Origin of the sequence: Streptomyces sp. NPDC015220 (assembly GCF_043079345.1) — a bacterium.
GTDB lineage: Bacteria > Actinomycetota > Actinomycetes > Streptomycetales > Streptomycetaceae > Streptomyces.
In genome coordinates this window covers 22,824-47,400 of the sequence record NZ_JBIBUK010000015.1, presented here as the reverse complement: position 1 = coordinate 47,400, position 24,577 = coordinate 22,824, and the positions used below count along the sequence as shown (strand labels likewise).

The 24,577-nt window shown below is 71.5% G+C and carries 15 protein-coding genes and 2 pseudogenes; 12 read left to right on the top strand and 5 right to left on the bottom strand.

What is annotated here, in order from left to right; all coding sequences use genetic code 11:
- The first annotated feature begins 128 nt into the window (after positions 1–128).
- Genes ACF061_RS26070 through ACF061_RS26055 form a run of 4 tightly spaced genes read left to right on the top strand, consistent with a single transcriptional unit; the run spans position 129 to position 4,691 of the window.
- Positions 129–2,771 carry an ATP-binding protein gene (locus tag ACF061_RS26070; RefSeq protein WP_392269396.1) on the top strand — a complete coding sequence of 881 codons (2,643 nt, stop codon included), beginning with the start codon at positions 129–131 and terminating at the stop codon, positions 2,769–2,771.
- Positions 2,768–3,454, top strand: a complete 687-nt coding sequence (locus ACF061_RS26065; protein WP_392269395.1) for a response regulator — start codon at positions 2,768–2,770, stop codon at positions 3,452–3,454. Before ACF061_RS26070 ends, ACF061_RS26065 begins: the two co-directional genes overlap by 4 nt.
- 43 nt (positions 3,455–3,497) lie before the next feature.
- Positions 3,498–3,896, top strand: coding sequence for an OB-fold nucleic acid binding domain-containing protein (locus ACF061_RS26060; RefSeq protein ID WP_392269394.1), 399 nt, complete (start codon positions 3,498–3,500; stop codon positions 3,894–3,896).
- A gap of 3 nt (positions 3,897–3,899) precedes the next feature.
- Complete coding sequence (locus tag ACF061_RS26055; protein WP_392269393.1) at positions 3,900–4,691, top strand: DUF3159 domain-containing protein; 792 nt, start codon at positions 3,900–3,902, stop codon at positions 4,689–4,691.
- A 292-nt stretch (positions 4,692–4,983) separates the two neighbouring features.
- Here ACF061_RS26055 and ACF061_RS26050 read toward each other — a convergent pair whose 3' ends face one another.
- Together ACF061_RS26050 and ACF061_RS26045 are read right to left on the bottom strand one after the other, a co-directional pair.
- A complete protein-coding gene (locus tag ACF061_RS26050; protein WP_392269392.1) occupies positions 4,984–5,661 on the bottom strand; it encodes a potassium channel family protein in 678 nt (225 codons plus the stop codon).
- Entirely contained in the window at positions 5,661–6,332 is a 672-nt protein-coding gene (locus ACF061_RS26045; protein WP_392269391.1) for a potassium channel family protein, read from the bottom strand. Before ACF061_RS26045 ends, ACF061_RS26050 begins: the two co-directional genes overlap by 1 nt.
- Positions 6,333–6,999: 667 nt before the next feature.
- Between ACF061_RS26045 and ACF061_RS26040 the strand changes: the two genes are divergently transcribed.
- From ACF061_RS26040 to ACF061_RS26005, 8 genes and pseudogenes are all read left to right on the top strand, one after another.
- Positions 7,000–9,060: an APC family permease gene (locus ACF061_RS26040; protein WP_392269390.1), complete on the top strand. Its 2,061-nt coding sequence runs from the start codon at positions 7,000–7,002 to the stop codon at positions 9,058–9,060.
- Positions 9,061–9,256: 196 nt separating this feature from the next.
- On the top strand, positions 9,257–10,624 hold the full coding sequence (locus ACF061_RS26035) for a class I SAM-dependent RNA methyltransferase (RefSeq protein WP_392269389.1): 1,368 nt from the start codon (positions 9,257–9,259) through the stop codon (positions 10,622–10,624).
- A 45-nt stretch (positions 10,625–10,669) separates the two neighbouring features.
- Positions 10,670–10,856, top strand: a pseudogene (locus ACF061_RS26030) (ATP-binding protein); the annotation flags it as partial.
- Positions 10,857–10,861: 5 nt separating this feature from the next.
- Positions 10,862–11,140: pseudogene (locus ACF061_RS26025) on the top strand (DNA helicase); the annotation flags it as partial.
- A 239-nt stretch (positions 11,141–11,379) separates the two neighbouring features.
- Complete coding sequence (locus ACF061_RS26020) at positions 11,380–12,933, top strand: TIGR02677 family protein (protein ID WP_392269388.1); 1,554 nt, start codon at positions 11,380–11,382, stop codon at positions 12,931–12,933.
- The gene (locus ACF061_RS26015; RefSeq protein ID WP_392269387.1) at positions 12,930–14,276 is read left to right on the top strand and encodes a TIGR02678 family protein; all 1,347 of its coding nucleotides are present in this window, start codon (positions 12,930–12,932) and stop codon (positions 14,274–14,276) included. Before ACF061_RS26020 ends, ACF061_RS26015 begins: the two co-directional genes overlap by 4 nt.
- Positions 14,273–18,409: a TIGR02680 family protein gene (locus tag ACF061_RS26010; RefSeq protein ID WP_392269386.1), complete on the top strand. Its 4,137-nt coding sequence runs from the start codon at positions 14,273–14,275 to the stop codon at positions 18,407–18,409. Before ACF061_RS26015 ends, ACF061_RS26010 begins: the two co-directional genes overlap by 4 nt.
- Entirely contained in the window at positions 18,406–19,656 is a 1,251-nt protein-coding gene (locus ACF061_RS26005; protein WP_392269385.1) for a TIGR02679 family protein, read from the top strand. Before ACF061_RS26010 ends, ACF061_RS26005 begins: the two co-directional genes overlap by 4 nt.
- Before the next feature lie 840 nt (positions 19,657–20,496).
- On the opposite strand, the gene ACF061_RS26000 is transcribed toward ACF061_RS26005, so the two are convergent.
- The 3 genes from ACF061_RS26000 to ACF061_RS25990 form a co-directional block, all read right to left on the bottom strand.
- Complete coding sequence (locus ACF061_RS26000) at positions 20,497–21,048, bottom strand: EF-hand domain-containing protein (protein WP_392269384.1); 552 nt, start codon at positions 21,046–21,048, stop codon at positions 20,497–20,499.
- Between the two features lie 130 nt (positions 21,049–21,178).
- On the bottom strand, positions 21,179–23,488 hold the full coding sequence (locus ACF061_RS25995; protein ID WP_392269383.1) for a molybdopterin-dependent oxidoreductase: 2,310 nt from the start codon (positions 23,486–23,488) through the stop codon (positions 21,179–21,181).
- Positions 23,489–23,782: 294 nt separating this feature from the next.
- Entirely contained in the window at positions 23,783–24,526 is a 744-nt protein-coding gene (locus tag ACF061_RS25990) for a dienelactone hydrolase family protein (protein WP_392269382.1), read from the bottom strand.
- Positions 24,527–24,577 lie beyond the last annotated feature (51 nt).

Below are 24,577 nucleotides of genomic sequence, written 5' to 3'. Positions count from 1 at the left end.
CAGGGGCTCTTCCCGGTGTCAGGGTTGCGTCAAGGACGACCGCACGCCCCGTCCCGGCCCCTTTTGTCGCGATCGCGGGCCGTAGGGTCGTCGCAGCGTGCACAGCTGCGACGGAAGACAATGAGGCCATGGGACGTGGCAAGCTCCGGATCTACCTCGGCGCGGCGCCGGGAGTGGGCAAGACGTACGCCATGCTGGCCGAGGCCCACCGCCGGGTGGAGCGGGGCACCGACTGCGTGGTCGCGTACGCCGAGGACCACGGCCGCCCGCGCACCGAGGTGCTGCTGCACGGCCTCGAACAGGTGGCGCGCGTCGAGCTGGCACACCGGGGGAGCACCTTCACCGAGATGGACGTCGACGCCGTGCTGCGACGCGCCCCGGCGGTCGCCCTGGTGGACGAGCTCGCCCACACCAACGTCCCCGGCTCCCGCAACCCCAAGCGCTGGCAGGACGTCGAGGAACTGCTCGCGGCCGGCATCGACGTCGTCTCGACCGTCAACATCCAGCACCTGGAGTCCCTGGGCGACGTGGTCGAGTCGATCACGGGGGTGCGGCAGCGGGAGACCGTCCCCGACGAGGTCGTCCGCCGTGCCGACCAGATCGAGTTGGTCGACATGTCGCCCGAGGCGCTGCGCCGCCGCATGGCGCACGGCAACATCTACCAGCCCGACAAGGTCGACGCGGCCCTGTCCAACTACTTCCGGCCCGGCAACCTCACCGCGCTGCGCGAACTGGCCCTGCTGTGGGTGGCCGACCGGGTCGACGAGTACCTCCAGCGGTACCGCAGCGAGCACCGGGTGTCGCGGATCTGGGGCTCGCGCGAGCGGATCGTGGTGGGCCTCACCGGCGGCCCGGAGGGGCGCACCCTGATCCGCCGTGCGGTCCGTCTGGCGGAGAAGGGCGCGGGCGGCGAGGTCATGGCCGTCTACGTGGCCCGCAGCGACGGACTGACCGCCGCCTCCCCGAAGGAGCTCACCGTCCAGCGCACCCTGGTGGAGGACCTGGGCGGCACCTTCCACCACGTGGTCGGCGACGACATACCGTCCGCGCTGCTCGACTTCGCGCGCGGCGTCAACGCCACCCAGATCGTGCTGGGCTCCTCGCGCCGCAAGTCCTGGCAGTACGTCTTCGGACCCGGCGTCGGCGCGACGGTCGCCCGCGAGTCCGGTCCCGACCTCGACGTGCACATCGTCACCCACGGACAGATCGCCAAGGGCCGCGGACTGCCCGTGGCCCGGGGCGCGCGGCTGGGACGGGCCCGTATCGCGGGGGGCTGGGTGATGGCCGTCGTGGGGCCGGTGGTCCTCGCGCTGCTGCTCAACGGCGTCGACCTCGGCCTGGCCAACGACATGCTGCTGTTCCTCACCCTGACGGTGGCGGCGGCACTGCTGGGCGGGCTGCTGCCCGCGCTCGCCTCCGCGGCCGTCGGGTCGTTCCTGCTGAACTACTACTACACGCCCCCGCTGCACCGGCTCACCATCGCCGACCCCAAGAACATCGTCGCCATCGCCATCTTCGTCGGGGTCGCCGTCTCCGTGGCCTCCGTGGTGGACCTGGCCGCCCGCCGCACCCACCAGGCGGCCCGGCTGCGCGCGGAGGCGGAGATACTGTCCTTCCTCGCCGGCAGCGTCCTGCGTGGCGAGACCAGTCTGGAGGCCCTTCTGGAGCGGGTCCGCGAGACCTTCGCCATGGACTCGGTGGCGCTGCTGGAGCGGCAGAGCGAGGTGGACCCCTGGACGTGCGCCGGCCGGGTGGGCGCGGACCGGCCGCTGCAACGCCCGGAGGACGCGGACGTGGACATGCCCGTCGGGGACCACATGGCGCTGGCGCTCACCGGCCGGGTGCTGCCCGCCTCCGACCGACGGGTGCTCTCCGCCTTCGCCGCACAGGCCGCCGTCGTCCTGGACCGTCGGCGGCTGCGGGAGGAGGCCGACCGGGCCAGGACCCTCGCCGAGGGCAACCGCATCCGCACCGCGCTGCTCGCCGCCGTCAGCCACGACCTGCGCACGCCGCTGGCCGGGATCAAGGCGGCCGTCTCCTCGCTCAGGTCCGAGGACGTCGAATGGTCCGAGGAGGACCGGGCCGAGCTGCTGGAGGGCATCGAGGACGGCGCCGACCGCCTCGACCACCTGGTGGGCAACCTGCTGGACATGTCCCGACTGCAGACCGGCACGGTGACCCCGCTGATCCGCGAGATCGACCTCGACGAGGTGGTGCCGATGGCGCTCGGCGGAGTGCCCGAGGACAGCGTGGACCTGGACGTCCCGGAGACGCTGCCGATGGTCGCCGTGGACGCCGGGCTGCTGGAGCGAGCGATGGCCAACATCGTGGAGAACGCGGTCAAGTACAGCCCGGCGCACGCACCGGTCCTGGTGTCGGCCAGTGCCATCGCCGACCGGGTGGAGGTGCGCGTGGTGGACCGCGGACCCGGCGTGCCGGACGCGGCCAAGGACCGCATCTTCGAACCCTTCCAGCGGTACGGCGACGCGCCGCGCGGGGCGGGCGTCGGCCTCGGCCTCGCGGTGGCCCGCGGCTTCGCCGAGGCCATGAACGGCACCCTCGGCGCCGAGGACACGCCCGGCGGCGGCCTGACCATGGTGCTCACCCTCCGAGCGGCCGGCCCGCGCCCCGAACCGCATCCCCCGGAGACGGCCGGCCGCGAACCACTCGACTGCGAACCCCACCGTCCCGAGGAGGCGCGCGGCCGTGACGGGACGCGGCGCCCCGAGGGGACACGGAGCCCCGAACACCCCGAAAGGCAGGTTTCATGACCAGGGTGCTGGTGGTCGACGACGAGCCGCAGATCGTGCGCGCCCTCGTGATCAACCTCAAGGCCCGCAAGTACGAGGTCGACGCCGCCTCCGACGGCCGGACCGCCCTCGACCTCGCCGCCTCCCGCCACCCCGACGTGGTCGTCCTCGACCTGGGCCTGCCCGACATGGACGGCGTGGAGGTGATCCGGGGCCTGCGCGGCTGGACCCGGGTGCCGATCCTGGTGCTGTCCGCCCGGCACTCCTCCGACGAGAAGGTCGAGGCGCTGGACGCGGGCGCCGACGACTACGTCACCAAGCCGTTCGGCATGGACGAACTGCTGGCCCGGCTGCGCGCCGCCGTCCGCCGCGCGGAACCCGTCGGCGCCGGGGACGACGAGGTGACGACGGTGGAGACCGGGCAGTTCACCGTCGACCTGGCCGCGAAGAAGGTCAACCGGGCCGGCAAGGACGTGCGGCTGACCCCGACCGAGTGGCACCTGCTGGAGGTCTTGGTGCGCAACACCGGCCGCCTGGTCAGCCAGAAGCAGCTGCTCCAGGAGGTGTGGGGGCCGTCGTACGGGACCGAGACGAACTACCTGCGCGTCTACATGGCGCAGCTGCGCCGGAAGCTGGAGGCCGACCCCTCGCACCCCCGGCACTTCGTGACGGAGCCCGGAATGGGCTATCGGTTCGAGAGGTGAGCGCGGTGACGGTCCTGCCGACGGGCCCCGGTACGCTTCAGATATGAGTGCTGTCCCTCGTCCCGAAAAGCCGGTGGGCCGGTTCAGGCGCATGCTCGACCGGCTCTCCTCGTCCCAGGAGGACCTGGAGTCGGAGGAGCTGCGGGAGGACGCCGAGACCGCGGGCTGCACCCGGATCGGCGACTGTCACGACCGCCAGGTCGTCACGGTTACTGGTACCTTGCGCACGGTCACCCTGCGCCCCCGCGCCGGAGTCCCGGCCCTGGAGGCGGAGTTGTTCGACGGCTCCGCCGCCCTGGACGTGGTGTGGCTCGGCAGGCGCTCCATCGTCGGGATCGAACCGGGGCGCAAGCTGATCGCATCAGGCCGGATCTCGATGAGCCGGGGCCGCCGGGTGCTGTTCAACCCCAAGTACGAACTGCGACCCCTCGGACGGGAGTAGCCCGTGACGTCACTCGACAAGCCGACCGAAGACACGTCCGCCGATCAAGAGGCCCGGGCGGTGACGGAGGCCGCGCTGTTCGAGGCGTTCGGCGGGGTGCGGGGCATGGTCGAGACGGTGCTCCCCGGCCTGCTCTTCGTCAGCATCTTCACGATCAACAAGGACCTGCACTGGTCGGCGATCGCCGCGCTGGTGGTCTCCCTGGTGCTGGTCGCCGTCCGGCTGGCGATGCGGGACACCGTCAAACACGCCTTCAGCGGCGTCTTCGGGGTGGCCTTCGGCGTGGTCTTCGCGATGATGACCGGCAACGCCAAGGACTTCTACCTGCCCGGCATGCTCTACACCCTGGGACTGAGCGTGGCGTACATCGTCACCGCGCTCGCCGGGGTCCCGCTGATCGGTCTGATCCTCGGCCCGGTCTTCAAGGAGAACCTCTCCTGGCGCACCCGCAACCCGGGCCGCAAGAAGGCGTACACCAAGGCGAGCTGGGCCTGGGGCCTGATCCTGCTCGCCAAGTGCGCGATCCTCTTCCCGCTGTACTGGTGGGCCGACACCACACAGCTCGGGTGGGTCCTGATCATCCTGAAGATCCCGCCGTTCCTGCTGGCGGTCTATCTGACCTGGCTGTTCCTGGCGAAGGCGCCCGCGCCCATCGACGTGTTCGCGGAGATGGAGGCGGAGGAGAAGGCCGAGGAGGAGCGCAAGGCGGCCCTCGCGGCCGAGCGCGGCGAGGCGCCGGGGGGAACCGAAGGCCCGGCCGGGGCGAACGGCGGCCGTCACCGCCGCGAGCCGTAGGACCCGTCGTCATCCCCGCCTGCCCCGCGACGCCGGGCAGGCGGCCCCCCAGCCCTTCGGGCGGGGCGGGCCCCGGAGCAGGCAGCGGACGCCGAGGGGCCGCCCTCCGGGCGACGACGGGAATGTGACGACAAGCCGTAGCGGCCCGACGCGCGACCGCTTTCCATTCCGACCGCACGGTGTTCCGGTCCGACCGCTTCCCGTACGGCGGTTCCGCCCCGGCGTACCCGGTACGCGGTGAGGGGCGCCCGGAGATCTCCGGGCGCCCCTCACGCCGCAACTCTCGGAGGACTCAGCCCTCCGTGTCCGCCCGCCGCACCGACAGCAGGTCCTCGAGCTGCTCCTCACGGGCCTGTGCGGCCACGAACAGCAGTTCGTCGCCCGCCTCCAGGGAGTCCTCCTGGGACGGGGTGAGCACCCGGGTGCCGCGGATGATGGTGACCAGCGAGGTGTCCTCCGGCCACTCGACGTCGCCGACCTGCGTGCCGGCCAGCGCGGACTCCTCCGGCAGGGTCAGCTCGACGAGGTTGGCGTCACCGTGGCTGAAGCGCAGCAGCCGGACCAGGTCACCGACGCTCACCGCCTCCTCGACCAGCGCCGACATCAGCCGCGGTGTGGAGACGGCGACGTCCACGCCCCACGCCTCGTTGAACAGCCACTCGTTCTTCGGGTTGTTCACCCGGGCGACGACCCGCGGCACGCCGTACTCCGTCTTCGCCAGCAGGGAGACGACCAGGTTCACCTTGTCGTCGCCCGTCGCGGCGATCACCACGTTGCAGCGCTGGAGCGCGGCCTCGTCCAGGGACGTGATCTCGCAGGCGTCCGCCAGCAGCCACTCGGCCTGCGGCACGCGCTCGACCGAGATGGCGGTCGGCGCCTTGTCGACGAGAAGGACCTCGTGGCCGTTCTCCAGCAGTTCCCCCGCGATCGAGCGACCGACCGCGCCGGCGCCGGCAATGGCGACCCTCATCAGTGACCGCTCTCCTCTTCGGGGCCCTCGGCGAACGCCGCCTCGACCTTCTCCACGTCGTCCGTCCGCATCATCACGTGCACGAGGTCGCCCTCCTGCAGCACCGTCTGCGAGGACGGCAGCATCGCCTCACCGAGGCGGGTCAGGAACGCCACCCGGACGCCCGTCTCCTCCTGCAACCTGCTGATCTTGTGGCCGACCCACTTCGAGGAGGCGTGCACCTCGGCGAGCTGCACACCGCCGGTGGGGTCCCGCCACAGCGGCTCGGCACCCGAGGGCAGCAGTCGGCGCAGCATCTGGTCGGCCGTCCAGCGAACCGTGGCCACCGTCGGGATGCCCAGGCGCTGGTACACCTCGGCGCGGCGGGGGTCGTAGATACGGGCGGCCACGTTCTGCACGCCGAACATCTCGCGGGCCACGCGCGCGGAGATGATGTTGGAGTTGTCGCCGCTGGAGACGGCCGCGAAGGCGCCGGCCTCCTCGATGCCCGCCTCGCGCAGCGTGTCCTGGTCGAAACCGATCCCGGTGACCCGGCGGCCACCGAACCCGGGGCCCAGCCGACGGAAGGCGGTGGGGTCCTGGTCGATCACGGCGACCGTGTGCCCCTGTTGCTCCAGGGTCTGGGCGAGAGCGGAACCCACTCTCCCGCAGCCCATGATGACGATGTGCACGACCGTCCTTCCGGTGTCAATAGCCTCTGCTCAGCCCCATCAGGGTCTCAGACAGAGGGACAAGCTACACATGCGCGGTACGAGGTGGGCACCCCCCTGCCGCATGCCGGACGGGGACCCGCTCCGAACCCCGCCCCTCCGGCGCCGCCCCCCCCCGGGGGGCACGGAGCCGGGCCGCGTGGGAGGGGAGCCGGGGCAGGCCGGGCGCGGAAGGGCGGAGCCCCGGCGGACGGGGGAGCCCCCGCAGGTGGCAGGGCCGACCCTACGGACGGGTGGGCTGACTCTACGGAAGGATGGGCTGATACCCGCAGGCGGGGGGCCCGAGTTTCCTGCGAAAGCCAGGGCGCACGGCCCGGCGGAGGCCGGAAGCCAAGGCGTTTATTCCGCTTCCGAGGGGCGGCGTCGAGTGATACTGCGCACGCTGCACAGGGTCAGGAATCCGAGGCCGAGCAGTGCCGCGGCGGCGCCGATCAGTTCCGCGGTCGGGGGCATGGGACCTCCGGGAGTCGGCGAGAGACGGAGAAAGCGGCGGGATTTCAGCCATCTAGGCACGGCAGGACGTCCACCTGCGGAATCCGTCGCGCTCCCGGCCGCCGATTTCACTCGTGAGGCAGATCTCGGGCGGCAGGTGGGCGACCCCCAGTTCGAAGCCCTACGATCCTCTGTTGTGTCCAAACTGACCGACGTGCCCAAACGGATTCTGATCGGGCGCGCACTGCGCAGCGACCGGCTGGGGGAGACCCTCCTGCCGAAGCGCATCGCACTCCCCGTCTTCGCTTCCGACCCGTTGTCCTCCGTGGCGTACGCCCCCGGCGAGGTACTGCTGGTCCTGTCCATCGCGGGCGTGTCGGCGTACCACTTCAGCCCCTGGATCGCGGTCGCGGTCGTCGTGCTGATGTTCACGGTCGTCGCCTCCTACCGGCAGAACGTGCACGCCTACCCGAGCGGTGGCGGCGACTACGAGGTGGCGACCACCAACCTCGGGCCCAAGGCGGGCCTGACGGTCGCGAGCGCGCTGCTCGTCGACTACGTGATGACCGTCGCCGTCTCGATCTCCTCCGGCATCGAGAACCTGGGCTCGGCGGTGCCCTTCGTCGTCCAGCACAAGGTGCTGTGCGCGGTCGCCGTGATCGTGCTGCTGACCGTGATGAACCTGCGCGGAGTGAGGGAGTCGGGCACGCTGTTCGCGATCCCGACGTACGTCTTCGTCGCCGGCGTGTTCATCATGATCCTCTGGGGCGCGTTCCGCGGTCTGGTGCTCGGCGACACCATGCGGGCGCCGACCGCCGACTTCCACATCAAGGCCGAACACCAGGGTCTCGCCGGCTTCGCCCTCGTCTTCCTGCTGCTGCGCGCCTTCTCCTCCGGCTGTGCGGCGCTCACCGGTGTCGAGGCGATCTCCAACGGCGTCCCGGCCTTCCGCAAGCCCAAGTCCAAGAACGCCGCGACCACGCTGGCGATGATGGGCCTGCTGGCCGTGACGATGTTCTGCGGCATCATCGGCCTCGCGATGACCACCAAGGTCCACATGGCCGAGAACCCGGCCACCGACCTGATCCACAAGGGCGTCCCGATCGGCTCCGGCTACGTCCAGAACCCGGTGATCTCCCAGGTCGCCGAGGCGGTGTTCGGCAAGGGCAGCTTCCTGTTCGTCGTGCTGGCGGCGGCCACCGCACTGGTGCTGTTCCTGGCGGCGAACACGGCGTACAACGGCTTCCCGCTGCTCGGCTCGATCCTCGCCCAAGACCGCTACCTGCCCCGCCAGCTGCACACCCGCGGCGACCGTCTGGCCTTCTCCAACGGCATCGTCCTGCTCGCGGGCGCGGCCACCTTGCTGACCGTCGTCTACGGCGCCGACTCCACCCGGCTGATCCAGCTCTACATCGTCGGCGTGTTCGTCTCCTTCACGCTCAGCCAGATCGGCATGGTCCGGCACTGGAACCGCCATCTGACCACCGAGCGGGACGAGGCCAAGCGGCGCCACATGATCCGCTCCCGGGCCATCAACGCGTTCGGCGCCTTCCTCACCGGCATGGTGCTGGTCGTCGTGCTGCTGACGAAGTTCACGCACGGCGCCTGGGTGGCCCTGCTCGGCATGTGCATCTTCTACGCGACGATGACGGCGATCCGTAAGCACTACGACCGCGTCTCCGAGGAGATCGCCGCCCCCGAGGGCCCCAGCGACGAGAGCGTCCGGCCGTCCCGGGTGCACTCGGTCGTCCTGATCTCCAAGATCCACCGCCCGACGCTGCGGGCGCTCGCCTACGCCAAGCTGATGCGCTCCGACACCCTGGAGGCGCTCACCGTCAACGTCGACCCGGCGGAGACCAAGGCGCTGCGCGAGGAGTGGGAGCGCCGGGGCATCGACGTACCGCTCAAGGTGCTCGACTCGCCCTACCGCGAGGTCACGCGGCCGGTCATCGAGTACGTCAAGAGCCTGCGCAAGGAGTCCCCGCGCGACGCGGTCTCCGTGATCATCCCCGAGTACGTCGTCGGCCACTGGTACGAGCACCTGCTGCACAACCAGAGCGCCCTGCGGCTGAAGGGCCGGCTGCTGTTCACCGCGGGCGTCATGGTGACCTCGGTGCCCTACCAGCTCGCCTCCTCCGAGGCGGCCCGCGACCGGGCCCGCAGGCGCCAGGAGTGGAGCGCGCCGGGCGCGGTGCGGCGAGGTCCTGCACAGGTGCGGCCGAAGGAACAGAAGGAGTCCCCGGCGGCGAAGGGCTGACGGGCGCGGCACCGGCCGCCCGCGCCCGGGCCCGTGCGGCCCAGGCGCCTGCCTCGCCCCGGGCCCGGGGCGAGGCAGGCCTCGCGTCCCCGGCCCCGGCCCCGGCTGCCTCGTGGTGAACGGCCGGACGGCGCCCACGTAGACTGGTGGGCTGTTGTCCGGCCGTTTCCCGCTTTCCGATCTGGAGTCACCCACCATGCAGGCAGAACCGAAGAACGCGCGGGTGGAACCGGAGACGGGGACCCGGCCGCGCTCACTGGCGGGGCAGGAGTACGAGGTCGAGATCGGCCCCGTCGCCCACGGCGGCCACTGCATCGCCCGCACCGCCGAGGGCCAGGTGCTGTTCGTCCGGCACGCGCTGCCCGGCGAGCGGGTCGTGGCGCGGGTGACCGAGGGCGAGGAGGGAGCGCGCTTCCTGCGGGCCGACGCGGTGCGGATCATCGACGCCGCCAAGGACCGCGTCGAGGCTCCCTGCCCCTACGCGGGCCCGGGCCGCTGCGGCGGCTGCGACTGGCAGCACGCCAAGCCCGGCGCCCAGCGGCGGCTGAAGGGCGAGGTGATCGCCGAGCAGCTCAAGCGGCTCGCGGGCCTCACCCCCGAGGAGGCCGGCTGGGACGGCACGGTGATGCCGGCCGAGGGCGACAAGCTGCCCGCCGGCGAGGTCCCGCAGTGGCGCACGCGCGTGCAGTACGCCGTCGACCCCGCCACGGGCAAGGCGGGTCTGCGCCGCCACCGCTCGCACGAGGTCGAGCCGATCGAGCACTGCATGATCGCGGCCGAGGGCGTCAGCGAACTGGGGATCGAGCAGCGGGACTGGTCCGGCATGGCCTCCGTCGACGCGATCGCCGCCACCGGGTCCCAGGACCGCATGGTGATCCTGGAGCCGCGCCCCGGCGCCCGGCTGCCGCTCGTCGAACTCGACAAGCCGGTCTCCGTCATGCGCGTCGACGAGCACGACGGCGGCATCCACCGCGTCCACGGCCGCGCCTTCGTCCGTGAGCGCGCCGACGGCCGCACCTACCGCGTCGGCAGCGGCGGCTTCTGGCAGGTCCACCCGAAGGCGGCCGACACCCTGGTCAAGGCGGTCATGCAGGGCCTGCTGCCGCGCAAGGGCGAGACGGCCCTCGACCTCTACTGCGGCGTCGGGCTCTTCGCCGGCGCGCTCGCCGACCGCCTCGGCGAGAAGGGCGCCGTCCTCGGTATCGAGTCCGGCAAGCGGGCGGTGGAGGACGCGCGGCACAACCTGGCCGACTTCCCGCGGGTCCGCATCGAGCAGGGCAAGGTCGAGTCGGTCCTGCCGCGCACCGGCATCACGGAGGCCGACCTGATCGTCCTCGACCCGCCGCGTGCGGGCGCCGGCCGCAGGACGGTCGAGCACCTCACGTCCCTGGGCGCCCGCCGCATCGCCTACGTCGCCTGCGATCCCGCCGCGCTCGCCAGGGACCTGGCGTACTTCCGCGAGGGCGGGTACCGGGTGCGGACGCTGCGGGCGTTCGACTTGTTCCCGATGACGTCGCACGTGGAGTGTGTGGCGATCCTTGAACCATCGGAAAAGGGCCTCTGACCTGCTGCTTTGCGATGGGGGGGAGGGTCTCGACCTGTTTCGGGGTTGGGCGTCTTGGGGTCCACCGGCTACATCCAGCGCGGGCAGGACATCCTGCGCCCTCACCACTCGGTCATCACGCTGACCGACCCGGCCATCCGCTTCAACCAGCTCATTACCTGCCGCAGGCCGCCACCGTGGGGCAGGGCTCGCGGAACAGGCGTGGCGGGCCCGCGTCGACGCCAACTCCAAGAACTGGAAACCGGCGAGACCAAGTGGGACGCCGAATTCCTGATGGACGAGTGGACGCAGGTCATCCTCGGCCAGGCGGTCGACTCCCGAGCCGGCTGCTTGAAGGCACGCCGGGCCGGGCGGGGCAGGAGCATGACCCGGGCGCACCGGGCCGAGATCTGGCAGCTGACCGAGCGGTTCACCCAGCAGCTCGACGAGAAGAACGTGGAGACCCACCGCCAGGTCACCGAGCGTGCTGCCCGCCTGGAGATCGAACGCACGGCCCGGATCGAGGCCGCGGCAAGGAGCGGCATCGTGTCGACGGAGATCACCGCCGACGGTCCGCGCGGTGACCAGGGTGTCCACATCGGCACGATGTACCGGTTCCAGGGCCTGGGATACCGTTGGCTGATCATCGCGGGCGTGGGCCGCCCCGCCCGGCGTTTCCGGCCTCCCGCTTCCCGGATCCACCCGGGAATGCCAGTGCCGCCCTCTACGGTGGGCAGCAGGAAGCCGCCGAAGCGGTGGGGAGGAGACCGACGGGCGTGCGCAGGATTCCACCGGAGATGTTCCGGTTCACGACGGGGGAGAGGGCCGACCTCTACGGGGCGGTGTTGGATGCCTTCGGCGTGGCCGGCGAGCACCTGGAGACCGCGCTCGGGCTCGACGCGGTGCGCGAGCGACTGCGCGCGGTGGGCTGGCCGGCGGCGGTCGAGGACGAGGAGCTGCACGAGACGCTCAGAAAGCTCGTGCAGTGGAAGCTTCTGGACGTCGTGCACAACCACGCGGAGAACTACCGCACGGCCGAGGAGTACGAGCGGCGCAATCTCCAGTACTCCCTGACCCGCCGGGGCGAGGCGGCTCTCGCCGGCGTGCGGCACGCGCTCGAGGTGCTGGCCTCCACGGGGGCGCTGCAGACGGCCGTACTGGAGGCCATCGCCGACCGGCTGGACGAACTGTGCCTGCTGTTTGGTGAACCCGCCTCGGCCGACCGCCGGATCTTCAGCACCCTGCGCGAGCTGGAGGGACACCTGGAGGCCCTGGTGGAGAACACCAAGGCGTTCAACGGTGAACTGCAGCGCCTGCTGCGCGCCGAGGGCGCGGACCTGGAGGTGTTCCGCGAGGTCAAGGCCGCGACCGTCGCGTATCTGCAGGAGTTCCTGGTGAACCTCGACCGGCGCGGACAGACGGTCGCCGCCGCCGTGGCCCGGGTGGAGGAGCAGGGGATCACCGTGCTGCGGGAGCGAGCCCTGCGCGGGGCGGAGCTGCCGCCGATGGCCGGCGAGGACCCCGCGGCGGGCTGGCTGGAGAGCAGACGCGCGCGCTGGGCGGGTCTGCGAGCCTGGTTCCTGCCGGACGACGGGACACGGCCCCGGATCGATCAGCTGCACGACATCGCCCGGCGGGCCATCGTGTCACTGCTGCAGGTCCTGGAGCGGATCAACGAGTCACGGCGCCGCTCCTCCAGCGCGGTGCAGGACTTCCGGGAGCTGTCGCGCTGGTTCGCCGCGGCCCCCGCGGAGGAGGATCTGCACCGACTGTGGGCCGCGGCCTTCGGACTGGGTCCGGCACGCCACGCCCACCTCGCCCACCCCGACCCGGAGCTGATCCCGTCGTCCCACTCCTGGTCCGAGGCCCCGCCCGTGGAGGTGTCGGCGCTGCTGCGGACCAGTGGACGGACAGAGCGTTTCACCCGTACCGCCAGAGTGCGGGACGTCGCGGCGGTCAGAGCCGAGCGTGCGGAGCGGGCCCGCGCGGAGCGGGCGGAACTCGCGTGTGCCTGGCGGGTGCTGGAGACGGACGGCCCCGTGCGCCTGTCCTCCTTCGGCGCACTGGATCCCGCCGTCTTCGATCGGCTGCTCGATCTGCTGGGTCGGGCGCTGTCCGCCCGGCCCGACGCGAGCGGCCTGCGGCGCGCCATGACGGGGGACGGCCGGGTGGAGATCGCGCTGTCTGCGCCTCCCGACGAGCGCACCGCCGTACTGCGGACGACGAAGGGCACACTGGCCGGACCGGACTACGTCGTCCACATGACGGCGGCCGGCGGAGGGAGCGCCCTCACCGGCGTCCGCACCGGGCGCCGGGAGGCGGCCGGATGAGCACGCTCGCCAACCAACTGGCCGCCGCGGAACGGGAGGAGGTCGCCCGCGCCGTCCGCCTGCTGCTGGCCCGCCCCCTGCTGACCGAGGCCGCCGACCCGGCCGGCTTCGAACTGGTACGCCGCCGTCGCGAGCCGCTGGCCCAGTGGTTCGACTACACCTGCGGCTGGAGCCTGGTGGTGGAGCCGCGCCGCGGCTACGCCCGCCTCACCAAGGTCCGCGCAGACCCGGACGGCTCCCGCCCCGCCCGCAGGACGCGTGCCGGCCGGGCCCCGTTCGACCGCCGGCGGTACGTCCTGCTGTGCGTGACCGCGGCCGAACTGCTGTCGATGCCGATGACGACGATCGGCATGCTCGCCGACCGCGTCGTGCAGGCCACCGCGGCCGACCGGGCGCTGGCCGCGTTCGACCCGGTGAACAGGCCGGAGCGGATAGCGTTCGTCGACGTCCTGAAGCTGCTGGAGTCGTACGGCGTGCTGCGCGCGGTCGACGGGACCACCGAGGCGTATGTCGAGTCCGCGGAGGCGAAAGTTCTCTACCGGGTGGACCTCACGCTTCTGATGCGTCTGCCCGCCGCGCCCGTCGGCGCCTCCCGGCTGGCCGTGCCCCCGGACGAGGTGCCCGCGCGGTTCGAGGAACTGCTCACCGGGCTCGTACGTGAGCGCCGGTACGGCAGCGCGCCCGCCGACGGGACCACGGACGAGCCGCCCGGCGACACCGCCGCCACGGACGCGCAACGCAATCTGAGGCTGCGCCACTCGGTGCTGCGCCGCCTCTTCGACGACCCCGTGCTGTACCGGGCGGACCTCACCGACGACGAACTGGCGTACGTCACCTCCCTGACCGGACGCCAGATCCTGCGCCGCTCGGTCGCGCAGGCCGGTTTGCTGCTGGAGGAACGAGCCGAGGGCTTCCTGCTGGTGGACCCGGACGGGCTGGCCACCGACGTCCGCTTCCCCGACGACACGTCCACCGCACGGGTCGCCGCGCTGCTCCTGCTGGAGCCGCTGTGCGCCGCGCCCGCCGGGCTGCTGCCCGAGCAGCTCACCGAGGCCGGAGCGGACCTGCTGCGGCGTTTTCCGCGGTGGGCCAGGGCGTATCGGTCCGAGGACGGCGCGGCCCGGCTGACCGACGACGCCGTACGCGTGCTGCGTGACGTCGGTCTGGTCCGCCGGGGCGGCGGCCGTTTCGTCGCGTGCCCGGCCGCGTACCGCTACCGCCTGGCGGGGACGACGAGTCCGGATCGGGAAGCCAAGCCGCCAGCGGAGCGGGACGCCCGCCCGGCAGGGTCGGCGGGCAGCAGGGCCTGCGAAGACGTCGCCGCGGAAGGAGACCGCCAGTGAGCGTGACAGAGCTTCCTCTGCCCCGGCGGCCGGAGTCCACCGAGCCGGCCGGGGCACCGGCACAGGCGGAAGCCGCCCGCAGCCGCTGGCAGCCGAACCGCGCCGGCATCCTCAACGTCTGGCGCTACTACGACGAGACATTCACCTTCCACCGGGGCCGCCTGTTGCTGCGCGGCCAGAACGGCTCGGGCAAGTCCAAGGCGCTGGAACTTCTGCTGCCGTTCCTCTTCGACGCCAGCCTTCGCCCCAACCGCCTCTCCACCTTCGGCGGTTCGGAACGCACTATGCACTGGAACCTGCTCGGTGAGGGGGCCTCCGGCAAGACCCGTGTCGGGTACGTGTGGATGGAGTTTTGCCGCCTCGGCGACGACGGCACCGAGCGGTGGTTCGGCTGTGGGGCGCGCCTGCAGGCGAGCGTGCACACCAGCACGGTGCACGTCGACTACTTCACCACCGGCTCCAGAATCGCCCACCCCGAGGGTGTGCTCCTCGTCAACGAGGCGGGACAGCCACTGACCCGGGCCGCCCTCGCCGAGACCTTGCGTGACCGGGGCGACGTCCATGCGTCGGCCACCGACTACCGCACGGCCGTACGGCGCACACTCTTCGCCGACATGGGGGAGCAGCGTTACGAGTCGCTGCTGTCCGCCCTGCTCCAGCTGCGCCAGCCCAAACTGTCCGAACGGCTCGACCCGTCCCTGCTCTCCACCCTGCTGTCCCGTGCCCTGCCCCCGCTGGGCGAGGCAGAGATCGCCGAACTCGCCGAGGGCTTCGAGCGGCTGGACCGGCAGCGCGAACACCTCAAGCGGCTCGACGACGAGGTGACGGCGGCCGAGACCGTCGCCTCCCGGCAGCGCGCCTACGCGCGACGGGTCCTGCGTGCCGGTGCTGCGGCACTGATCTCGGCCACCACCGAGATGGACAACCTCACCCGCGTCGCCCGCCGGAGCGCCGAGGAGCTCCAACAGGCGCTGGCCGAACGCGAGGCGGCCCGGGCCCGGCGCGAGGAACAGGAGCTGCGCGCGCACACTCTGGAGGAGACCGTCGAAGGCCTGCGCGAGAGCGACGCGTTCCGGCAAGGCGAGGAAGTCGACCGGCTCCGCCGCCGCACCGAGGACGTGACCGCCGCCGCCGGGAGAAAGCGAGCCGCTGCCCAGGCCGCCCGGGACCGGTCGGAGGAGGACCAGCGGCACGCCGACGAGGCGGCGGGCCGGGCCCGCACGCTCGACGAGCACGCACGCGAAGCCGCCGCGGAAGCAAACAGGTCGGCCCGGGCGGCAGGTCTGGAGTCCATCCACCATGAGGTGAGGGCGGTCCTCGACGCGGATCCCGCGGTGGACTTCCCCGGCAGCACGGGGCGTGACCAGGGCTCCGGCAGCCCGCGCACGACGGCCGAGGACGGGGCACGACAAGCCCGTCGGCTGCTGCGCGGGGCGGTCACCGCCCGACGGCAGCAGGTCAGCCTCGTCACCGACGCGATCGACGAGCACGATCGCGCCGTACGCGACCGGGGCGCCGCCGAGGAACTGCTGGACGAGGCCCGCACCCGGCTCGCGGAGGCGATCGCCCGGCGGGACGAGGCGTCCGCCGCCTGGGACCGCGCCCTTGCCGCACAGGTGGAGCGGTTGCTCGCCTGGGCCGAGGACTGTACGGAACTGCGCATCCCCGATCTCGGGGAACTGGAGGCAAGAGCAGCGGATGAGGCCGAGGTGACGGCCCTGGCCGAAGCCGCCGCGCGCCCGGTGGAACAGCAGATCACCACGGGGGAGGCGACCACCCGAGCCGCACGCCAGGGCCTGCGGGACGAGCGGAGCCGACTGGAGGAGGAGGTACGGCGGCTGAGCGGTCAGACCGACCTGCCGCCCGTGCCCCCGCCCACTCGCACCACCGTCCGCACGGCGACGGCCGGAGCACCTCTGTGGCGGTTGGTCACCTTCCGCCAAGGCGTCCCGCTCTCCGTCCAGGCCGCGGTGGAGGCCGCGCTGGAGGCCTCGGGCCTCCTGGACGCCTGGGTCAGCCCCTACGACGGGATCACCCTGCCGGGTCACGACACCCGCGTCGAGGCGGCCCTGGCCGTGGCCGCCCCGGGTCCCAGCCTGCTGGAGGTGCTGAGGCCCGAGGAGGACATCCCCGTTCCGGCCGACACCGTGAGTGGCATCCTCGCCGGCATCGCGTACGGCACAGGTCTGCCCGGGGGGCACCCCGCAGCCGTGTCCGCCGATGGCGCCTGGCGTCTCGCGCTGGCCACCGGGACCTGGAGCAAGCCGGAACCGGCCCACATCGGAGCCCTCGCACGGCAGCGGGCCCGGCAGCTCAGGATCGGCGAACTGACCGACCGCATCGGGGAGACGAACGCCGCCCTTTCCTCACTCGAGGACCAGTTGCGCGGCCTCGCCGCTCGCCGCGCGCGACTGGACGCCGACCGCGCCGCCCGCCCCGGCCACCGGGAACTCGACGCCCGGCGGCGTGACCGGGACCGTGCGGAGGACAGAGTGGCGGCTCGGGACGACGCCGTGCGCGACGCCGCCGGGCATCTCGCGCGGTGCGAGAGCGTGGTGGCGGGCGCTCTGCGCATGCTCGACCGCCGGACCGCGGAACACGGACTACCCACCGACCGCGACCGGTTGCGTGAACTTTCCGCCGCCGTCGACAGTTTCAGGGACACCGCTGACAGCTGGGTGGACGCCCGCCTCGCCGCGATCGCCGCCGCCGACCGGGCCCACCAGAGGGCCGCGCAGGCGGACCGTTCGCGCCGCACCGCCGAGGAAGAGGCCGAGGACGCGGCCGCCACCGAAGCGGAGGCGGCGGGGCTGAGAGCGCGCCTGGAGGCGGTGGAAGCCACCGTCGGCGAGGACTACCGGCAGATCGTCGCACGCGTCGCCCAGGCGCGCGCGCAACTGCGTCGCTGCCGTGAGGAGGCCGGCCGGGCGGCCGATCTCCTGCTACGCCTGGAAGGACGTATCGGAGAACTGCGGGCCACCAGCGGCCAGGACGCCGAACGACGGGAACAGGCCGTCGCGAGCCGGGACACCGCGGCGCACCGGTTCCGGCACCAGTGTCTGGCGGGGCTGGCCGAGGACGCCGGCATCACACCGGAACTCGACGCCGGTGACGGCACCAAGGCCACTCTGGAGGCCGCCCGCGCCACAGCGGCGAAGTGGCCAGGCGTCCCGCACGCGCCACGCAACCTGGGCGACGCCGCGACCCGTCTCTCCGAAGCGGTCCACGAGGCTCGCCGACGCCTCGGCGCCCGCGCCGACCTGAACCTGGAGCCGGACGACGACATCCAGCTCTTCACCGCCACCTTGGACGGCGTGCGCGTGGGAGCGACGGCCCTGCTGACCACGCTCACCCAGGAGCGCGACCGCAGCCGGGACGACATCACCACCACCGAGCGGCGCCTCTTCGACCAGATCCTCACCGGCGACATCCGCCGCCACCTCGCGGCGCGCATCCGTCAGGCCGGTGAACTCGTCGACCGCATGAACGGGCACCTGGAGCGGGTCCGCACCGCGTCCCACGTCGCCGTCCAACTCGTCTGGGACGTCCGTCCGGACCTTCCGGACAGCACCCGTACCGCCCGTCAGCTGCTGCTCAAGGACCCCGGCCGGGTCACCGAGACCGACCGGGAGGCCCTGCATTCCTTCTTCCGCGCCCGTATCGAGGAGGCGAAGGACAGCGACACGGCCGCGAGCTGGGAGGAACAGCTCGGCGAGGTGCTCGACTACACCGCCTGGCACCGCTTCACCGTCCGCCTCGACCGGGCGAACGAAGCCGGCTGGCAGCCGCTGACCAAGAAGCTGCACGGCGCACTCTCCGGCGGGGAGAAGGCCATCGCACTGCACCTGCCGCTGTTCGCCGCCGTCGCCGCCCATTACGAGGCCGTGCCGTCGGCCCCCCGGCCCATCCTGCTGGACGAGGTCTTCGTCGGTGTCGACACGGTCAACCGAGGGCAGGTCTTCGCTCTGCTCACCGCACTCGACCTGGACCTCGTGATCACCTCCGACCACGAATGGTGCACCTACGGGGAACTGCCCGGCATCGCTGTGCACCAACTCCTCACCGGCGGGGACGACGACGCGGTCACCAGCGTCCGCTTCGTCTGGAACGGTACGGATCTGGAGGCGGGATGACCCGCCCGGATGCGTCCCCGGGCGAACGCACCCTGCGCCGCCCCGAACTCCTACCGCTCTGGCGCACGGTCCACGACCGCCTCTCCTCCGGCCGCCCCGTCGCACGGGTACGCCTCGGACCGCTCGACGACGCCCAGCGCGAGGCTCTCGCCGACCTTCTCGGCATGGACCGGCTGCCGGACGCGCGGCCCTCCGTCGCCCTCGCCCGGCTGGAAGAAGCCGTCGCCGACCTGTGCGGCCGTACCGTGCGCGACACCGTCACCGAACTTATCGGCCCCCTCGGTGACCGAGCGGGCGAACGGCGCCGCCAACAGGACGAACGCGCCGAGCTGTGGACCTGGCTGGCCGGCCACGACACCGTGCGGGCCCAGCCCGCGCTCGCCGAGTGGGTCGCCGCCTGCCGAGCCGCGGGGTTGGTCGGAGCCTCACCGGAACGCACCCGGTCCCTGCTCACCGACGCGCTCACGGTGCTCGGGGAGCTGCCCGCCCGGGCGGAGCCACTGCCGGTCTTCGCCGCCCGCGTCCTGAACGGTCATTCCCACGCACTCGACGACGGCACCCCGGTGTCCACGCTCGTCCTGCGGGCCCTGGCAACCCTCCACGACACGGCCGCGCCCCAGTCGGCGGCAGACCGGCGAGCCCTGTGGGCGCGGGCGGGTGTCGCCGACGACGACCTCTCCGCCACCGTGCTCGCCGCTGGACTGCGGCCGTCCGGCGACGGCCCGCTCGCCCGGGTGGCCCGCGTCTGTGCCGAGGCCGGTCAGGCCGCCAGCCTGACCCTCGCCCAGTTGCGCTCCCCTGGCGAGTTCACTCCGGCCGTCGCTTCCGCACCCGTGGTCCACGCTGTGGAGAACCCCAGCATCCTGGCTCTCGCCCTGCGCCGCTTCGGCCCGGACTGCCCGCCGCTCGTGTGCACGTCCGGCTGGCCCAACAGCGCGGCCATCGAACTCCTGCGCCTCCTCGCCGGCCAGGGCGCCATCCTCCGGTACCACGGCGACTTCGACGGAGAAGGCATACGCATCGCCGCGTACCTCATGGACAAGACACCGGTCTGCCCCTGGCGCATGACGGCCGCGGACTACCGTGCCGCCGTCGCCCGCACACCGCACGGCCCTCAGCCCGGCCGACTCACCGAGGCGCCCTGGGACGCCGAACTGACGCGCGCCATGACCGAACACGGCACCGCGGTGGTCGAGGAACTGGTGGCTGACCTGTTGTTGTCAGACCTCGCCGCAGTGGTTCCGTGAAGATGCCGTCGGCGCGGGTGGCTGACGCCCGTTTGACGCTCCGAGCGACCGAAAGCCCCTGGCTGAGCCAAGACTGGCCTCTGACCAGCGATTTCGTGGGAGCTTCGACGTGTGACATCTTCCCGATGACCCACCACGTGGAGTGCGTGGCGATTTCGGAGCCTGCTGCGAAGGGACTCCGACCTTCGACTTCCTCGGGTTTTCCGGATGTGGTGGGTGGTGCTCGACCCGTTTCCCGAAGTTCACCGCGTGGAGCATGTCGTAGGTTCCCGCCACGTGGCTCACCCGCGGTTTCGCAGCGGGGGCGTGGGTCCAGAACGCTCTGCCTCAACTCCGTCAGAGACGGGCTCGGTGCATGTCTTGACGCTCGCTCGACGCTGTGTCTGACGGTGCGTGAGGTAGTCGTCCGTCGTCCTGGATCAGACAGCGCGGGTCAATCGACCTGTCGGGCTTGACCCGTCGAGCAGCGCCTTAGGGCTGTCCTTCGGGCTCGGGCCGTACGGCGGCAGGTCTCCGGGCGACCTGTACTGATTGCGCCGGCCGCGTCACCCTGTGTCGTAGGGAGTGCCGAGGCCTCCGTGTAGGGGACCCGACCTCTCAGTGGCCAAGCCGTTCCCAGTGCCCGACTGGTTCGCGGGCGACACCTGGACGGTTCTGCGCGTTCCTCTGGAGCCGGGTGTGCTCGGTGCGGCCACCGTCTTCGCCCTCTCGGCCTGGATCTCGCCACGGCCGAGGACGGCGCCGGCCGGCTCGCCTTCCTGCGGTCGCTGATCGCCTGGCCCGGGGCCTCGACGCCGACCGCCCGCACGGCAGTGGTGTGGGCGGTCGGATCCCGGGCTGTCAGGCGGTGACCCTGCCGAAGAGGTGGTTGGCAGGAGCATCCGGGTCGTTGCCGTAGAAGAACTCGGTGAGGGCCTGGTGGAACTCGGCGCGGTCCAGCCCACCGGAGCCGTCCCTGTCCAGAGCGGCGAAGACCGTGGCGCAGTCCTCGGCGGGCACTCCGGCGACCGAGTCGAACATCTGCTGGAACTCGGCCTGGTCGATCTTGCCGTCCGCGTTGAGGTCGACGAGGTCGAAGAAGCAGTTGGTGACCGGCGCGATCTGCTGCGGATAGAGGGCCGGGTCGGTCAGGACGCTCCTGAAGCCTTCGGTCATCTCCCGCAGATCGACCTTCCCGTCACCGTCCTGGTCCATCGGGGCGATCACATTCGTCCAGAACCCGTCCATTCCCTCGATGAGTCGGCGGGCGGTCGCGGAGTCCGGCGCGGCGTCTCGGGCGGCGATGTAGCGCTCGCTCATGGCGCGGACGTCTCGCCGGGTGATGAACCCGTCGCCGTCGACGTCGGCGCCCCTGAACCACTGGCCGTACTTGAGGTCTTGAAGTGCAGTCACGACTGCGCACAGTATTCATCTGATTACGCGAATGCAAAACGGGGGGGCCTCTGGCAGCCGGGGCGGCCCGCTGCGCGCTTGACGACGGCGGACACGAAGGACCTCCCCGAAGAGGCAGGCGGCTTGCGTGTCAGTGTTCGAGGTGTGGTGGTGCGAAGGCGAGCACATCCGGAAGGGGGCCGTCGTAGGGCTCGATGTCGACGAGCGCACTGTGGGCGCTCGGTCCCTGGGACAGGCGCGAGCACCCTCGGTCGGCCGTGAGGGTGTTCGGATTGCCGTGGCGGTCCAAGGTGCCGCTCCGGCCTGGCTGGGCCGGGTCCCACCATGCTCCGGTGGACAGTTGGATGACGCCTGGCATGACGTCGTCCGACAGGACTGCGCCCGCCAGGCAGCTGCCGCGGTCGTTGTGGACGCGCACGATCGTGCCGTTCTCGATGCCTCGGGACGCGGCGTCCAGCGGATTGATCGTCACGGGCTCACGGCCATGGATCTTCGACTTGAGGCTGTGGCCGCCGTTGTCGTACTGGCTGTGCAGGCGTGAGGCGGGCTGATTCGAGATCAAGTGCAACGGGAATCGGTCCGACAGGCCGGCACGGAGCCACTCCACCGGTTCGAACCACGCCGGATGCCCGGTGCAGTCGTCGTAGCCGAACGAGTTGATCTCCTCGGAGAAGATCTCGATCCGGCCCGACGGGGTGGTAAGGGGGAAACGCCGCGGATCTGCGCGGAGCGCCTCGAAGCTGCCGGGGAACGGGCCGCTGAGCGTCGGCAGCTCAGCCGTCGAGCTTCGCCAGAAGTCGTCGAAGCCCGGCAAGGCCCCGTCGTCGCCGAGGTCGGCCCTCGTCTGCTCGTAGAGGTGCCGGACCCATTCGATCTCGGAGCGTGACTGCGTGAACTCGTACTCGTATCCGAGCCGGGAGGCCAGGGCGGTGAAGATGTGGTGGTCGGTTCGTGACTCGCCCGCCGGCTCACGGACTTTCGGCATCGCGACGAGGTGGGGGTCGGAGAATCCGGCGGCGAAGTCGTCGCGCTCCAGGCTGGTGGCGACGGGAAGGACGATGTCGGCGAACTTGGCCGTGGTGTTCCACCAGGCTTCGTGAACCACCACCGTGTCAGGGGTCTGCCAGGCGCGGGTCAAGCGGTGGAGATCTTGGTGGTGGTGGAACGGGTTCCCTCCGCACCAGTAGATCAGGCGGAGCTCGGGCAAGGTCAGGCGCCGGCCGTCGTAGTCGATGGTCTTGCCCGGATGCAGCAGGGTGTCGGCGATCCGTGCGACGGGGATGAAATCCGCGACAGGGTTGGGAACCCGGGGAATCGAAGCCACGGAGGGCCGGCCGGGGGCGACGCCGGTCGCGTCCATCGTCGCGTAGCCCGCGCCCCAGCCGCAGCCGGGCCGCCCCATCGAACCCGCCATGGCAGCCAGCACGACCGACATCCAGATCGGCTGTTCGCCGTGATCCGCCCGTTGTATCGCGTAGTTGACCATGATGAGCGAACGCTGCGCGGACAGGCGGCGAGCCAGTTCGATGATCGTGTCCCGGCTGATGCCCGTGATCCTCGCCGCCCAGGCGGCATCCTTGGCGACGCCGTCGGATGCGCCGGTCAAGTAGGAGGCGAAGCGGTCGAACCCGACGCAGCAACGGCGAAGGAAGTCCTCGTCGTGCCAGCCGTTGACCAGCATGGTGTGTGCGATGCCGAGCATCGCGGCGGTGTCGGTGTTGGGGATGACGGGCAGCCACTCGGCGTCGAGGAAGCCGGCGGTGTCGCTGCGGATAGGGCTGATGTTCACGAACCGCACCCCGGCCGCACGGCACTCTCGCTGAAGGTCCTGCGTCCGGTGTCTGGCCAGTCCGCCGGGGTTGATCTGGCTGTTCTTGAGGGCCAGCCCTCCGAACGCCACCACAAGCTCACAGTTCTCGGCGATCTCGTCCCACATCGGCATCCGGGACTGGTAGCTCCACGGAGCTCCGCCGATCACATGGGGGAGGATGACCTCCAAAGCCGCGGTGCTGTACGTGTTGCGAGAGTCGGTGTACCCCCCGCCTAACGCCAGGAACCGGTGGAGTTGCCCCTGCGCGTTGTGGAAAGCGCCCGCGCTCGCCCAGCCGTAGGAGCCGCCGAACACGGCGCGGTCTCCGTGCTGTGAACGCACTCGGCGCAGTTCCTCGCTCACCAGGGTGATCGCGTCGTCCCAGCTCACCTCCACGAAGGCGTCCGTGCCCCTGGCCGCGTCGTGGGCACGCGGCAGGCCGTTCAGCCAGCCCTTGCGCACCGCGGGGCGCAACACGCGGGCGCTGTCGTCGGCGGCTGTCACCATTCCGGGTCCGATGGGCGACGGCGCGGGGTCATCGCCCCTCGGCTCGATTCGCACCAGCCGACCGGAATCAACCACCGCGACAAAACTGCCCCAGTGCGTCGCAACCGACATGCGTCGTTCCACGATGCATCAACTCCGTCCCGAAGTTGTCCAGCGAGAGGACCTGACCTGCGGCGATACCGGGCTTTTGCGGAACCTGCGGTGTGCACCGGCCTGCGGGGCCTCGATGACGGTGACGAATTGGCACACCCCCCACCGGGAGAAGTACGTCAACGACGCTCACCGCATCCCTCACACAACAGGTGATGCCCACCCGTCCGCGATCGGGTACACCACCACATCCGCGACAGAGCCCGGAATGTGTGCCGGACCCCGACTCGAACCGTCAAAGCCAAGAATGCTCACGACTCGGCTTACTCAGGTGCGGGGAGCGTGAAGGTGAGTGGCGAAGAAGGTCTCGATGCGCCGCCAGGCGTCCGCCGAAGCGTCCGGATCCGGGCCGATGTTCATGACGCGGAACAGGGGGCGCAGTGGCCTGGGGCCGGCCTCGGCGTCGTTGAGGAAGGCGTGGCCTGCTTGCGGGTACTCCTTGACGTCATGCACGACTCCATGGTGTTCGAGGGCCGCGCTCAGCCGGTCGGCCGCCCCCTTCAGGGTGCGGTCCTTCCTGCCGAAGCTGGCGACGACGGGGCAGGCGCCGGCGAGGACGTCCAGGTCCTTGGGAAGCTGTCCGTAGTTGGCTGACGCCGCGTCGTAGTCACCGCGTCCGGCCGTCATCAAGGCGAACGCGCCTCCCATGCAGAAGCCGATGATGCCGACCGCACCGGTGCAGTCGCTCCGGGCCAGCAGATAGGAGCGGGCAGCCTCCAGGTCCTGGTAAGCACGCCCGGTCCCGGACATGGCCGCGCGGATCGTGGGGATCAGGCAGCGCCGTGCGCCGCCCGCGGTGAACAGGTCGGGCAAAAGCGTGAGGTACCCGGCGCCGGCCAGGCGCTCGGCTTGGCGGAGCATGACGTCGTCAACGCCGAGTACCTCGTGAGCGATGACCACGCCCGGCCAGGGTCCTGGGCCATCCGGTCGGGTGAGGTGCCCCTTCAGCCTCTGCGAGCCCCCGGCCGGAGCACTCAGGCTGCTCAGGTCGATGACTTCGACAGCAGACATGGGAAAAGCCCCTTCCTGGTGCTCGCCGGCAGCGGGGTCGCGGTCATGACG